Source organism: Thalassovita autumnalis (assembly GCF_001458255.1).
GTDB classification, from domain to species: Bacteria; Pseudomonadota; Alphaproteobacteria; order Rhodobacterales; family Rhodobacteraceae; genus Thalassobius; species Thalassobius autumnalis.
In genome coordinates, this window is the sequence record NZ_CYSB01000004.1 from 62,343 (window position 1) to 75,745 (window position 13,403).

The window sequence follows — 13,403 nt, forward strand, 5'->3', positions numbered from 1 at the left end:
AGCAAAACCCCGAAAACACAAAAGGCGCCCCCTGGGCGCCTTTTCATCTGCTCGCTAGACCGGTTTAACGCAGCTGCGTCCGCTTGGCCGGTGCTTCCTGACGCACGCGCACGGGCTGCGAATAGTCAACGCGGATCGGACGGCCCCGGCCGGTTTTCGGCTCATCCTCTTTCAGGCGCATCACGGCGATCCCGAACTGCACCCCGGCAAAGACAATGCCGTTTGAGAACCACAAGAGGAACACCGCCAGCAGCCCGACATCCGAATTTGAAACCAGCGACCATAGGTTGCCAAGGTTGAACCACAGCAACATCGCAACAAAGGCGGCGGCAACGGCAAAGCCGATCAAAACGTTGGTAATGTAAAGGCGGACGAGTTTGGGCATGGCAGCGACTCCGTTAAGGCCTAAGGAGAAGGGTATGCCTCAGGCCAGAATGTTCAAGCCCAATATGAAAACCCGCGGCGCTTTCTGACGAAATGCCGCGGGTTCTATTCATAAATGCATCCTAGGCGCGTTATGGGCGCGTTCAGAACGCCTCTGGCTTGGCTTCGCGGGCCATATGGTCCAGCACGGCGTTGACGAACTTGGGCTCTTTGCCTTCCGGGAAGAAGGCGCGCGCCACGTCGACATATTCCGTGATCACCACCTTTGGCGGGGTCTCGGACTGGGTCAGCTCAGCGCCAGCCGCACGGAACAGCGCCCGCAGGGTCGAGTCGATGCGGCCCAGCGGCCATTTTGCCACCAGCGCCCGGTCGGTCATCTGGTCCACCTTGGCCTGCCAGTTCACCGCCTCTTTCACCAGCTGTTTGAACAATGCGGTGTCGCCTTCCAGCCACTCCACATCTTCAACAACCGCACCGAAGCGGTGGTCCAGAAACTCCAGGATGACCTGATCAACGATCTGATCGCTGACCTCCATCTGGTAAAGCGCCTGCACGGCATAAAGCCGCGACGCAGATTTCATCTTGCGCTTCTGGTTGTTCGAAAGCGGTTTACGCTCTTCTTCTTGGCCGGTGCTCATGCGGTTCGCAGTCCTAAAGATGCCGTGACACGACAGGCGTTTTTACGGTTACGCCTTGCCTGCCAGCTGGATTTCATCGGCGGGAACGAATCCCACGCCTTTGCGCTGATCGCCCCATTTACGGGCCAAAGCGATCAGGTGCAAGGCCGCAGCCGCTGCGCCGCCGCCTTTGTTCTGATCAGCCGGATCTGCGCGCACCTCAGCCTGACGGCGATTTTCCACGGTCAGAATGCCGTTGCCAATGCAGAGCCCCTGCAGGCCCAGCAGCTGAATGGCGCGGCTGGAGTCATTGCAGACCGTTTCGTAATGGGTGGTTTCGCCGCGGATCACGCAGCCCAGCGCCACATAGCCGTCAAAGTTGCTCATCCGTTCGGCAATGCCGATGGCGGTGGGGATTTCCAGCGCGCCGGGCACTTCGACCACCTCATAGGTGCCGCCGACGGCTTCGATCTCGGCAACGGCGCCTTTCAGCATGTTGTCTGCGATGTCTTTGTAGTAAGGCGACATCACGATTGCCAGCTTCACCGGTTTGTCAAACTCGGGGCGCGGCAGAATATAGTGTTGCTCATGTCCAGCCATGTCTCAGACCTCCTTCAGGCGTCGCCAAGGATCGGGCGGGTGCCGACGATTTCAATATCATAGGCATCAAGGCCCACATATTTGGTGCGCGGGCTGTCGGTCAGCAGGATCAGCTCGGACAGGCCCATCTTGGACAGCATCTGCGCGCCAAGGCCGATCTGTTTGATCGTCTTCACGCCCTCTTCCTCTTGCGCGTAGAGCGCATGACGGGGCTGGCGGAACAGGCAGACCACACCGCGGCCCTCTTCGGCGATCAGTTTCATCGCGCGGGGCAGCTCATCTGCGGGTTTCGGGCCAAGGCCCAGAATATCGGTCGCCTCATGCAGCGCATGGGTCCGGGTCAGAACCGGCGCGCCATCGGTGACATCGCCCTTGATCATCACCACATGTTCCACACCGTGGATCTGATCGGTGAAGATCCGCATTTCCCAGTCACCGCCAAATTCGGACTGAACGGTTTCGCGGCTGGTTTCCACCACGAGGTTGTCGTTCTTCGAGCGGTATTTGATCAGGTCACTGATGGTGCCAATCTTCATGTCATGTTCTTTGGCGAACTCCACCAGATCGGGCAGACGGGCCATGCTGCCGTCTTCTTTCATGATCTCACAGATCACCGCCGAGGGGTGGCAGCCGGCCAGCCGCGAAATATCAACCGAGGCTTCGGTATGACCGGCACGCACCAGCACACCGCCACGTTTGGCGCGCAGCGGGAAGACATGCCCGGGTGTTGCGATATGGGCCATGGTGTTCTGCTCATTGATCGCGGTCGCAATGGTCAGCGCCCGGTCCGCGGCAGAAATCCCGGTGGAGACCCCTTCACGCGCTTCGATCGAGACGGTGAAGGCCGTTTCATGACGAGAGGAGTTGTTGACCGCCATCATCGGCAGGCCGAGGAAATCGATGCGATCTGCCGTCATCGGCAGACAGATCAGCCCGCGGCCATGGGTGGCCATGAAGTTGATCGCCGCAGCATCGGCAAATTCTGCCGGGATGATCAGGTCACCCTCATTTTCGCGATCTTCATGATCGACGAGGATGTACATTTTGCCCTGACGGGCGGCCTCGATGATCTCTTCAATCGGGCTGATGGCATCACGCAGCTGGGCCTCTACAGGACCAGGTGTTTCAAAGGCAGAGCTTTCGGGCATAGGCTTCCCCTCGGGTCACGGTTTCCTGCCAGATAGCGCAGCGCCCCCTTAAATGCCAGAGGGGACGCGGCGTTTCACACCTCCTGTGCGACGCCGCAGAGCCCGCTGAGACAGCTTAAAACTGCCAGAGTGCCGGCACGAAGCTGAATTGATCCCCCTCGCGCAGCACATGGCCCACGCCCGGGAAGGGGAAATGATACCCCAGAACCGCAATGCGATCCGCGCTGCACATATCCAAAAGCCGCTTGCGGGTGGCCACGGTCTGATCGCCATCAGCGTCAAAGGCATTGTACCAATCAGGCCGACGGAAACTCAGCCAGGAATGGCTCATCGAATCGCCCAGCGCGATCAGCTGCTTGCCGTCGCTGTCCAACATCACGGACATATGGCCGGCAGTGTGCCCAGGCGTTGCGATCAGCCGCACACCCGGCACCACCTCATGGCCATCTTCGGCCAATGTCCACTCCACACCGTCACAATTGATCGAGTTCACCGCCCCCAGCACAAACTGCTGGTCGGTCGGATCCACCAGATTGACCAGATCATCCTGCATCCAATAGGCGTGCTCTGCTGCGCCCATGATGTATTCAGCGTCAGGAAACAGCGCCTCATCAAAGTCATCACGGATGCCCCAGATGTGATCGGGGTGGGCGTGGGTGATCACCACATGGGTGATGGCGGCGGGATCGATGCCTGCGGCCTCCATATTCGCCAGAAGCCGCCCTGCGGTGTCAAAGAACCGGTGGCCCGATCCGACATCGACCAGCACCACGGCCTCACCGCTTTCGATCAGCAGGTGGTTGGTGTGGGAATAGCCCGCCTGAGGATCCAGGAAATGCCGCGTCAGGAACGCCTGCACATCGGCCGGGTCCGCGTTGACGCCGACGCCGCTGGTAGGGGCGGAGAAATAGCCGTCCGACAGGATCGTCAGCCGTGCCTCCCCAAGGGTGAAGCGGAAATAGCCCGGGTTTTCATCGCTTGGGGCCCCCAGCTGTGCCTTGGCCGCGGCTGGCAATGCCATGGCCGGGGCGACGGCGGCAAGTTTCAGGATGTCACGTCGACTGGGGGTGATCAGGGCCATGTGGGTTCCTCCTTCGCAGGTCCTTCGCGAGGCCACGAAGGTACTCCAGCGCTGAAGAAACGCAACATCATTTTTGAATATTTAAATTCGAAGACGCGGCTTTGGCATCCTGAGTTTGCTGCGGAGGGGGCGTTCCCCCTCCTCCCGCTGACCGGCAAAGGGCCGGGTCAGCGTCCAGATCAGGCGAAATCGCGCAGACGGGCAACGTAACGTGCCAGCGTGTCAATCTCCAGATTGATGCGGTCACCCACTTTGGCCTGGCCCCAGATCGTCACCTCTTTGGTGTGGGGAATTACATTGATGCCAAAGGTGCAGCCAGCCACTTCGTTCACGGTCAGCGAGGTGCCGTTCAATGTGACCGAGCCTTTGGGCGCGATGAATTTGGCCAGCTCTTCCGGGGCTTCAAACACCATACGGGTGCTGTCGCCCTCTTCATGCATCTCAATCAACTGCGCCACGCCATCCACATGACCGCTGACGATATGGCCGCCCAGTTCATCGCCAACCTTCAGCGCGCGTTCCAGATTGACCTTCCGGCCCACCGCCCAATCGCCAAGGTTGGTCTTTGACACCGTCTCGCCCGAGATTTCCACATCATACCAGTCGTCACCCTTGGCCACCACGGTCAGGCAGACCCCATCACTGGCGATCGACGCCCCCATATCGACGGTCGAAAGGTCATATGAGGTCTTGATCCGGGCGCGCAGATCGCCGCGCTGCTCCAGCTCGATGATTTCACCTAGATCGGTCACAATGCCGGTAAACATGAGGGGCTCCTTCTAAAACCGCCCCCAGACCTAGCCGTTGAAGAACAGAAGAACAAGGTGCGCGCCCCCCTTGTGCCCCTCTTGTCCCCAACGAGCAAAGGGCAGGTGCAATCTCGTGCCTTAATTTTGCCGAAACCCTACGCTAGGATAGGACACAACCGTTAACCTATTGAGCCAATGAGGATTAAATCCGCGCCATGAGTCGCCCCGTGAACCATAGCGATCACCAGAACCGGGTGTTTCTCTGCCTGCAGGGGCCGCATGGGCCCTTTTTCCACCAGCTGGGCAAGATGCTGCGGCGGGCGGGGGCGCAGGTCTGGCGGGTGGGCTTCAACGCAGGCGACCGGGCCTTTTGGTTCGATCAGGCCAGCTACATCCCCTACTGCGGCGCCGCCGAGGACTGGCCTGACCAGTTTGAAACGCTGGTCGCGGAAAAGGGCGTCACCGACATTGTGCTTTACGGCGACACCCGCCCGATCCACGCCGAAGCGGTGAAACGCGCCAAGGCTGCGGGGCTGACGGTGCATGTGTTTGAAGAGGGCTATCTGCGCCCCTTCTGGGTCACTTATGAACGGGGTGGATCGAACGGGCATTCCCGTCTGATGGACCTCAGCGTTGAGGAAATGCGCGATGCTTTGGCCCAAAGTGACATGGACAGCCATCTGCCGCCCGCCCATTGGGGGGATATGCGCCAGCACGTGTTCTACGGCGCGCTCTACCATTGGTTTGTGATGTTCCGGAACGGTGATTACCGCAACTTCCGCCGCCATCGCGATCTGCCTGTCAGCCGGGAGTTCTACCTCTACTTCAACCGGCTGATGCTGACGCCGGTGCAGATCCTTGAGCGGAGCCTGGCCACCTTCCGTATCCGCAACGGCGGTTTTCCCTATCATATTGCGCTGTTGCAGCTGGAACATGACAGTTCCTTCCAGATGCATTCGCCCTTCACCACCATGACCGAGTTTCTGGAGCGCACTATTACCGGCTTTGCCAAAGGGGCGCCGGGGCATCATCATCTGGTGATCAAAGCGCATCCACTGGAAAACGGCCGGGTGCCGCTGAAACGGGAAATCACCCGACTGGCGCGTGAAACCGGTGTGGAAGGACGGGTGCATTTTGTCCGTGGCGGCAAACTGGCCCGCCTGCTGAATGAGGCACGCAGCGCCGTCACCGTCAATTCGACCGCCGGTCAGCAGGTGCTGTGGCGTGGCATCCCGCTGAAGGTTTACGGCGATGCGGTTTACGCCAAACCGGAATTTGTATCGGACCAACCGGTGGCGCAGTTCTTTGCCAGCGCCCGGCGCCCGGATCTGCCCGCCTATCGCGATTACCGCCGCTTTCTGTTGGAAACCAGCCAGTTGCCGGGCGGCTTTTATTCGGCACGCGGCCGCCGTCAGCTGCTGCGCCATGTGGTCGATATGATGCTATCTGCCGAAGATCCCTATGACGCCTTGGCCAGCGGCACCGCGGCCCCGAGGCAACAGTTGCGTCTGGTGACCTGACCGACACAAGGTCTAGCGCTGGATTTTTATGTCCGATTCCGATAGGTTGGACAAAAGACTTGAGGCAGATAATACAGGTCGAGGAGACCGAGCAGTGAAATTCTTTAGCTCCCGCCGGGCGAAGTCCGTCGCCCTTTTGGCTGCTGTGGCGCTGGTTGCGTCCTGTGGCCTGCCGCGCGTTGGCCCCACCAAGAAAGAGATCTTTGCAGGCTCCGTCCTGCGAGAGGGCGACGCCTATATCGTGAACGTCAATGACCGGGTGACCCGCGCAACCGCCGTGACCCCTGCCCTTGGCTTCCCCGAAAAATTCCTGAAGGCTGGCCAGCTGGGCTCTGACATTGTGCGGCCGGGCGACACGCTGAGCCTGACAATCTGGGAAAACGTCGATGTTGGGCTTTACACCCGCACCGGGGCCAACTCGATCCTGACCGAAATTCAGGTTGATGGCGCAGGCTTCATCTTTGTGCCTTACGCGGGCCGCATCCGCGCCGCGGGCAACACGCCTGAGCAGATCCGCAACATCATCACCCGCAAGATCGAAGATCAGACCCCGGAACCTCAGGTCGAGGTGCGCCGTGTGGCCGGTGACGGCTCAACCGTGTCGCTGGTTGGTGCCGTTGGCGGTCAGGGTGTCTTTGCCATTGAACGGCCGACCCGGACCCTGTCGACCATGCTGGCCCGTGCCGGCGGCGTGACCATCGATCCCGAGATTGCCCAGATCACCGTGATCCGCGGCAACGAACGTGGCCACATCTGGTTCCAGGACCTCTATGAAAACCCGGAGCTGGACATCGCCCTGCGCGGCGGTGACCGCATTCTGGTTGAGGGCGACACCCGCAGCTTCACGGCGCTTGGCGCCACCGGCACCCAGTCGCGCATCGGGTTTGAAAGCCAGACCGTTTCCGCCATCGAAGCCATCGCACAGGTCGGTGGTCTGCTGGCCTCCGCCGCAGATCCCACCGGCGTCTTCATCCTGCGCAACGAACCTGCTGAGATTGCCAACACCGTTCTGGGCCGCAATGACCTCGAAGGGGCGCAGCGTCTGGTCTATGTGCTGGACCTGACCCAGCCCAACGGTCTGTTCCTGGCGCGTGACTTTGCCGTACGCGACGAAGACACGCTTTACGTGACCGAAGCCCCGTTCACCCAGTGGGATAAAACGATTTCTTCGCTGACCGGCTCGCTCACCACCGCCAACTCGCTGTCCACGCTCGGCGGCAGTTAATGCGGCCGTCCGATTGGATGCGTCATAGCCCCGCCGAGGCCCAGCCTCGGCGGGTTTCCTATTTCAACGCAGGCTTCTGGCGGCAAAAACAGACCCGGCGCATCCTGCAGCTTGCGGGTTATGATCTGCGGCTGGGCAAACCAGGTAAGGATGACCTGATCGCCGTTTGGGGCCATTCGCCCTACGCCAAACGCGGTGCGGCCATGGCCGAGAAGACCGGGGGCAGCCTGATCCGCGTCGAAGATGCCTTCCTACGCTCCCTGCACCCCGGCCGCAGCGGTGAGCCGCCTTTGGGGCTGGTGGTCTGCAAACGCGGGATGCATTTTGACATCACCCAGCCCAGCGACCTTGAGGCGATCCTGAATCTGCAGCCGCTGGATGACGGCGGCCTGCTGGCCCGGGCGCGGGACTGTATGGCCCGTATCCAAGAGGCGCAGCTGTCAAAATACGCGGCCTTTGATCCCGACGCCCCCCTGCCCGATCCCGGCTATGTGCTGCTGATCGATCAGACGCGCGGAGATGCCGCGATCAAGCTGGGGCGTGCCTCGGCCCATAGTTTTGCTGAAATGCTGATGCAGGCGCAGGAGGATCACCCCGGCGCCCGCATCGTGATCAAGGCCCATCCTGAAACCCGCGGTGGTCACCGTGAGGGCCACTATGATCCCGCCACATTGCCCGACGGTGTCACCCTATATGATGGCGCCGCCAGTCCCCATGCCCTGCTGGAGGGCGCGATTGCCGTTTACACCGTGACCTCCGGACTGGGGTTTGAGGCGATCATGGCCGGTCACCGCCCCAAGGTGTTTGGCCAGCCTTTCTATGCCGGTTGGGGGCTGACCGATGATGTCTCCCCTCTGCCGCGCCGCCGCCGTCAGCTGACCCGCGCGCAGCTCTTTGCCGGGGTGATGATGCTCTACCCGATCTGGTATGACCCCTACCGCGACCGACTGTGCGCCTTGGAAGATGTGATTGATATACTGGCCGCCCGCGCCCGCGCCTATGCCGAGGATCAACATGGCTGGCAGGCCGCAGGCATGCGGCTGTGGAAACGCCGGCCGCTCAATCGCTTCTTCGGGTCCGTCCGGCCGGTCCGGTTTTCAGCCAAGCCCACAGATGCCCCTGCCCCCCGCCGTCAGATGATCTGGGCCCGCGCGGCGGAAACGCTGCAGGCGCCCCCTGCGGGCCTTGTGCGGATTGAGGATGGTTTCCTGCGCTCCCGCGGTCTGGGGGCAGAGCTGGTGCCGCCCCTATCGCTCGTCAGCGACCGGCAAGGGATCTACTACGATCCGAACCAACCCAGCGATCTGGAGGATATGATCCGCAGCCGCAGCCAGCTGCGCGAGGATCAACGCGCCCGCGCGGGCCAGCTGCGCCGCAACCTGATCAAGGCGGGGCTCAGCAAATACAACGTCGGCCACCCGGTGCAGCAATTGCCCGAAGGCCATCGCATTCTGGTCCCGGGTCAGGTGGAGGATGATGCCTCGATCCGGCTGGGTACAGGAATGATCAAGACCAACCTCACCCTGCTGCAGGCCACCCGCGCCGCAAATCCAGAGGCGGTGATCCTCTATAAACCCCACCCGGATGTGGAGGCCGGCCTGCGCCCCGGCGCCCTGACACAGGAACAGGCGCTGAAATTTGCCGATGCGGTGATCGAACAGGGTGACCCGGCCCCCCTGCTGCAAGAGGTGCAGGAGGTTTGGACGATGACCTCCCTCCTGGGGTTTGAGGCGCTGTTGCGCGGCGTCAAGGTCACCTGTCTGGGCGCGCCCTTCTACGCCGGTTGGGGCCTTACGGTGGATCGTGGTGACGTGCCGGCCCGTCGCGGCACGCTGGTGCCGCTGGAGGGGCTGATCCATGCCACGCTGATCGACTATCCGCGCTATCTGGATCCGGTCAGCGGTCAGCCCTGCCCGGTGGAGTTGATAGTGGAACGTCTGGCCGCAGGCATTTCCCCGGCGCCACCCAGCCTGCGCCTGCTGGCGAAACTTCAGGGGCTGCTGTCGTCTTACGCGCACCTGTGGCGTCGCGGTTGAACAGCCGCGGCGTAGCCAATTCTGTGCGATGGATTAGCCGCGCCGCCAGCGGTGCAGCACATCGGCCCCGATCGGCCGGGTCTCCACCAATTGATAGCGCGGCGCCTCCGACAGGCGTTCCAGCCCCATGGCGCCAATTCCCGGCAGGCCTTCGGCGCCAATCGCCAAACCGGCGGTAAACCCGATCAGATCATCCACCAGATCCTGCGCCAACAGGGCCGCCGCCAGCGCGCCACCACCTTCGCAGAACACCCGCGTCAGCCCGCGCTGCCCCAAGGCTTGCAGGGCAGCGGCAGGATCAATCTGCCCCTGCGCCAATGGGCAGGCGATCAGCTCCGCCCCCAGGTCGCGCCAGCTGCGCTCCAACAGCGGATCCAGATCCGGGCCGTGGCAGATCCACACAGGCACGTCACGCGCCGTGCGGGCCAGATTGCCCATCAGCGGCAGATCAAGGCGGCGCGACAGCACCACCCGCACTGGCTGACGCTCCACCCCCATGTCCCGCACGGTCAGGCTGGGATCATCGGCCCGCGCTGTGCCGCCACCAACCATCACCGCATCATGAGTGCCCCGTAAGCCATGGACATACCGGCGCGCCTCGGGCCCGGTGATCCACTGGCTTTCGCCGGTGGCGGTGGCAATGCGCCCGTCAAAGGAATTGGCCAGTTTCAGCGTCAGCGCAGGGCGCCCGGTTTCCACCCGTTGGAAAAAGCCCGAAAGATCCCGCGCGGCCTCTTCGGCCAGCACACCGGTAGTGACCTCAATGCCGGCATCACGCAGCATCTGAAACCCCTGCCCCGAAACGCGCGGATCGCTGTCAGTCACGGCGGCCACCACACGGGCGACGCCCGCAGCGATCAGCGCTTCAGCGCAGGGCGGTGTTTTGCCGTGATGTGAACAGGGTTCCAGCGTGACATAGGCGGTGGCGCCGCGCGCGGCAGCGCCGGCCTGCGCCAGCGCCACAACTTCAGCATGGGGGCGGCCCGAGGGTTGCGTCCAGCCGCGGCCCACGATGCGGCCTTCTTTGACGATGACGCAGCCCACAGCGGGGTTTGGCCAGGTGTTGCCCTGACCGCGCCGCCCCAGTGACAGGGCCAGCGCCATGTAACGATGATCCATCGCCTAAAATCCCGGTTTGGGGTTAAGGGTCAGTCTTCGCTCGGGTAATCCGGGCGCAGCTCGGAGACGAATTTATCAAAGTCGTCCGCCGCCTGGAAGTTCTTGTAAACCGAGGCGAAGCGCACATAGGCCACGGTATCGATGCGGGCCAGCGCCTCCATCACGATCTCACCGATGGTCTTGGAGGGGATATCCGTCTCACCCATGCTTTCCAAGCGCCGCACAATGCCCGAGATCATCTGATCAATCCGATCAGGTTCCACCGGGCGTTTCTGCATCGAGATGCGGATCGAGCGTTCCAGTTTATCGCGGTCGAAGTCTTCGCGGCGGCCATTGGATTTGATCACCACAAGGTCGCGCAGCTGCACCCGTTCATAGGTGGTGAAACGGCCCCCACAGGCCGGGCAAAAGCGCCGCCGACGGATCGAGACGTGATCTTCGGCGGGGCGTGAATCCTTCACTTGAGTGTCGATATTTCCGCAAAACGGACAACGCATGAAAGGTCCCCTCTTTCGCTACACTGCGCAAGTCTGGGGATAAGTCCCCAGTTATCCACATCTACTATAGGTCGCCCTCTAGGATTTGGGTAGGGGTAAATCATCACCGCAACTGATTGTTGCAAAAGCCTCAGTCCAGCAGGTTCGTTTCGATATCAGCACTGGCATGTAGCGTCTTGTGTACAGGACACTTGTCCGCAATACGCAGGATATCGGCGCGCTGGCTGTCACTCAGATCGCCGCGCACATGGATGTCCCGTCGGAACACATCACGTTTCGTAGGCGCCTGGCCCTCCATTGCCTCCAGATGGCGTTTGTCGTGGTAGACATCCACCGCCACATGCTCCAGCGGGTAGCCTTTGTGGCGGGCATACATGCGGATGGTCATGGTGGTGCAGGCCCCGAGCCCAGCTGACAGATACTGATAGGGGGTTGGCCCCAGATCACTGCCCCCGACCGAGGCCGGTTCATCCGCCAGATAGGTGTGACGGCCCGCAATGTTGACGTCCTGCAGAAAGCCCATAGCGTCTGCCTCAGACACATGCACCGCGCCATCAGGGGCGGCCTTGGTCACAGGTTCCGCCGCCAGATCCACGTAACGCGCGGCCCAGGCCAGGATGGTATCCGCCGCATATTCCGCGTCTTTGATCCGGGTCACCAGATGATCGGCGTCATCCAGGGTGACAAAGCTCTTGGGATGTTTCGCCGCTGTAAAGATCTCCGCCGCGTTCTCAATCCCCACCACATCATCCAAAGGCGCATGCAGCACCAGAAGCGCCTTGTGCAGGCTGGCGATTGCCGGTGCCATCTCCTGCGCGGCGATATCTTCGAGGAAGTGTTTGCAGATGGTGAAGGGGCGGCCAGCCAGTTCAACCTGAGCACCGCCCTGCTCTTCAATCTCTTTGACTTTGGCACCAAAGTTATGGGCGACATGTGCCGGATCAAACGGTGCGCCAATGGTGGCCACCGCGCGGGCAGAAGGGATCTGACCCGCCGCTTTCAAAACCGCAGCACCACCGAGGGAATGGCCGACCAGCAGCTGCGGCGCGGCGAACCGTTCCTCCAGCGCTTGGGCGGCCAGAACCAGGTCCGCCACATTGGTGGTGAAGTTGGTGTTGGCAAATTCCCCCTCAGAATGGCCAAGCCCGGTGAAATCAAACCGCAGCACCGCCATGCCCCGCTGCGCCAGATGCTGGGCAATGCGTTTGGCGGCCGGAATATCCTTGGAACAGGTGAAGCAATGCGCAAACAGCGCGGTCGAGGTGATCTCTCCCTCGGGCAGATCCAAACGTGCGGCAAGGGTGCTGCCGTCATGGCCGGTGAAGGTCAGGCGTTGGGTTTTCATGGCGGTTCCTCTGGGGTAATGTCTGCGTCTGCCCCATCATCAAAGCCCCAAGGCCATTGAAACAAGAGGGATCACAGAAACGTGCCTGCACGGACCGCTGGCGTGATCTACGTTACAGCCCCGCCCCCGAAACAACGCTTACTGCCCGGCCAGATGCGCCACCACCTGGCGCTGATGCGGGGCATCGCGATGTTCAAACAGGTAGATCCCCTGCCAGGTTCCCAGCGCCAATTGACCGGCCACCAAGGGCACCGACAGGCTGACCGGCATCATCGCGGATTTGATGTGGGCCGGCATGTCATCCGGCCCCTCGTAGGTGTGGGTCAGATAGGCCATGCTGGGATCGGTGGTGGGCGGCACCAGACGGGCGAAGAAGTTGCGCAGGTCCACCTGCACCTCAGGATCGGCGTTTTCCTGGATCAGCAGTGAACAGGAGGTGTGGCGCACAAACAGCGTCAGCAGCCCTGCCTGCATGTCCTGATCCTGCGCCCAGGCTGCTACATCACGGGTGAACTCATATAACCCCTGCCCGCGGGTCGACAGGTTGAACTGCGTCTGTGCCAGCTGACTCATGTGGCTTAGCCTCCGATCAGGGTTTTCACGAAAGGCAACAGGCTGGCCGCCAAGATACCCACCACCGCGCCGATCAGCATGCGGGGCACCATGCCACCAAGCGACGGCGCAAAGAGGCTGAGCAACCCGCAAATCGCGGCGTAGAAGGCAAGGGCAATCGGATCCATGCCCTAGCCTAACAGCAGTCTGGCCTTAGCCAAACACCCCGTCGCCCATCTGGTCGATAAAACTCTTGGCCTTTTGCAGGCTGATCTGGGCGGCCTCCTCTTGCGAGGCAACGGTATCGGCGCGGATCATCATGTGGGACTTCAACTCCCCATCGATGACCTTTTCGATGCGGGCACCGATGCGGTAGCTGCCACCTTCGCGGATCGGCTCCACATAGATCAGGAAACCTGCGTGATCTTCTGGCTCAGCGCCTTTCGGCTCTGATTTGCTGGCACCGCCACCGAAGAGTTTGGAAAATAGGGCCATGGGTCGATCCATCATATTTGGGTTTGATGCAGTGT

General features: G+C 61.6%; 15 protein-coding genes. 3 read left to right on the forward strand and 12 right to left on the reverse strand.

Annotation, left to right across the window (positions count from 1 at the left end):
- Positions 1-64 precede the first annotated feature (64 nt).
- The 6 genes from TL5118_RS00325 to TL5118_RS00350 form a co-directional block, all read right to left on the reverse strand.
- Positions 65-385: a hypothetical protein gene (locus TL5118_RS00325; protein WP_058241678.1), complete on the reverse strand. Its 321-nt coding sequence runs from the start codon at positions 383-385 to the stop codon at positions 65-67.
- A 142-nt stretch (positions 386-527) separates the two neighbouring features.
- Positions 528-1,022, reverse strand: coding sequence for a transcription antitermination factor NusB (gene nusB, locus TL5118_RS00330; RefSeq protein WP_058241679.1), 495 nt, complete (start codon positions 1,020-1,022; stop codon positions 528-530).
- Between the two features lie 48 nt (positions 1,023-1,070).
- On the reverse strand, positions 1,071-1,601 hold the full coding sequence (locus TL5118_RS00335) for a 6,7-dimethyl-8-ribityllumazine synthase (RefSeq protein WP_058241680.1): 531 nt from the start codon (positions 1,599-1,601) through the stop codon (positions 1,071-1,073).
- Positions 1,602-1,615: 14 nt separating this feature from the next.
- Positions 1,616-2,749 (reverse strand): 3,4-dihydroxy-2-butanone-4-phosphate synthase, encoded by a 1,134-nt coding sequence (gene ribB / locus TL5118_RS00340; protein WP_058241681.1) that lies wholly within the window; start codon positions 2,747-2,749, stop codon positions 1,616-1,618.
- Between the two features lie 115 nt (positions 2,750-2,864).
- On the reverse strand, positions 2,865-3,830 hold the full coding sequence (locus TL5118_RS00345; protein WP_058241682.1) for an MBL fold metallo-hydrolase: 966 nt from the start codon (positions 3,828-3,830) through the stop codon (positions 2,865-2,867).
- Positions 3,831-4,009: 179 nt separating this feature from the next.
- Positions 4,010-4,597 carry a riboflavin synthase gene (locus TL5118_RS00350; RefSeq protein WP_058241683.1) on the reverse strand — a complete coding sequence of 196 codons (588 nt, stop codon included), beginning with the start codon at positions 4,595-4,597 and terminating at the stop codon, positions 4,010-4,012.
- Positions 4,598-4,794: 197 nt separating this feature from the next.
- Between TL5118_RS00350 and TL5118_RS00355 the strand changes: the two genes are divergently transcribed.
- The 3 genes from TL5118_RS00355 to TL5118_RS00365 all read left to right on the forward strand — a co-directional run bounded on the left by TL5118_RS00355 (position 4,795) and on the right by TL5118_RS00365 (position 9,360).
- Positions 4,795-6,099, forward strand: a complete 1,305-nt coding sequence (locus tag TL5118_RS00355) for a capsule polysaccharide biogenesis protein (protein ID WP_058241684.1) — start codon at positions 4,795-4,797, stop codon at positions 6,097-6,099.
- Positions 6,100-6,193: 94 nt separating this feature from the next.
- Complete coding sequence (locus tag TL5118_RS00360) at positions 6,194-7,324, forward strand: polysaccharide biosynthesis/export family protein (protein ID WP_058241685.1); 1,131 nt, start codon at positions 6,194-6,196, stop codon at positions 7,322-7,324.
- A complete protein-coding gene (locus TL5118_RS00365) occupies positions 7,324-9,360 on the forward strand; it encodes a capsule polysaccharide biogenesis protein (protein ID WP_082626109.1) in 2,037 nt (678 codons plus the stop codon). The genes TL5118_RS00360 and TL5118_RS00365 overlap by 1 nt, the downstream gene beginning before the upstream one ends.
- A gap of 33 nt (positions 9,361-9,393) precedes the next feature.
- On the opposite strand, the gene ribD is transcribed toward TL5118_RS00365, so the two are convergent.
- From ribD to TL5118_RS00390, 6 genes are all read right to left on the reverse strand, one after another.
- Positions 9,394-10,479, reverse strand: a complete 1,086-nt coding sequence (gene ribD / locus TL5118_RS00370) for a bifunctional diaminohydroxyphosphoribosylaminopyrimidine deaminase/5-amino-6-(5-phosphoribosylamino)uracil reductase RibD (RefSeq protein ID WP_058241686.1) — start codon at positions 10,477-10,479, stop codon at positions 9,394-9,396.
- A gap of 29 nt (positions 10,480-10,508) precedes the next feature.
- On the reverse strand, positions 10,509-10,976 hold the full coding sequence (nrdR, locus tag TL5118_RS00375) for a transcriptional regulator NrdR (RefSeq protein ID WP_058241687.1): 468 nt from the start codon (positions 10,974-10,976) through the stop codon (positions 10,509-10,511).
- Between the two features lie 130 nt (positions 10,977-11,106).
- On the reverse strand, positions 11,107-12,321 hold the full coding sequence (locus TL5118_RS00380; protein WP_058241688.1) for a bifunctional alpha/beta hydrolase/OsmC family protein: 1,215 nt from the start codon (positions 12,319-12,321) through the stop codon (positions 11,107-11,109).
- A 138-nt stretch (positions 12,322-12,459) separates the two neighbouring features.
- Positions 12,460-12,894 (reverse strand): secondary thiamine-phosphate synthase enzyme YjbQ, encoded by a 435-nt coding sequence (locus TL5118_RS00385; RefSeq protein ID WP_058241689.1) that lies wholly within the window; start codon positions 12,892-12,894, stop codon positions 12,460-12,462.
- Between the two features lie 5 nt (positions 12,895-12,899).
- Complete coding sequence (locus TL5118_RS21270) at positions 12,900-13,061, reverse strand: hypothetical protein (protein WP_165590003.1); 162 nt, start codon at positions 13,059-13,061, stop codon at positions 12,900-12,902.
- 25 nt (positions 13,062-13,086) lie between these two features.
- Positions 13,087-13,368, reverse strand: coding sequence for an HlyU family transcriptional regulator (locus tag TL5118_RS00390; RefSeq protein WP_058241690.1), 282 nt, complete (start codon positions 13,366-13,368; stop codon positions 13,087-13,089).
- Between the last annotated feature and the right edge of the window lie 35 nt (positions 13,369-13,403).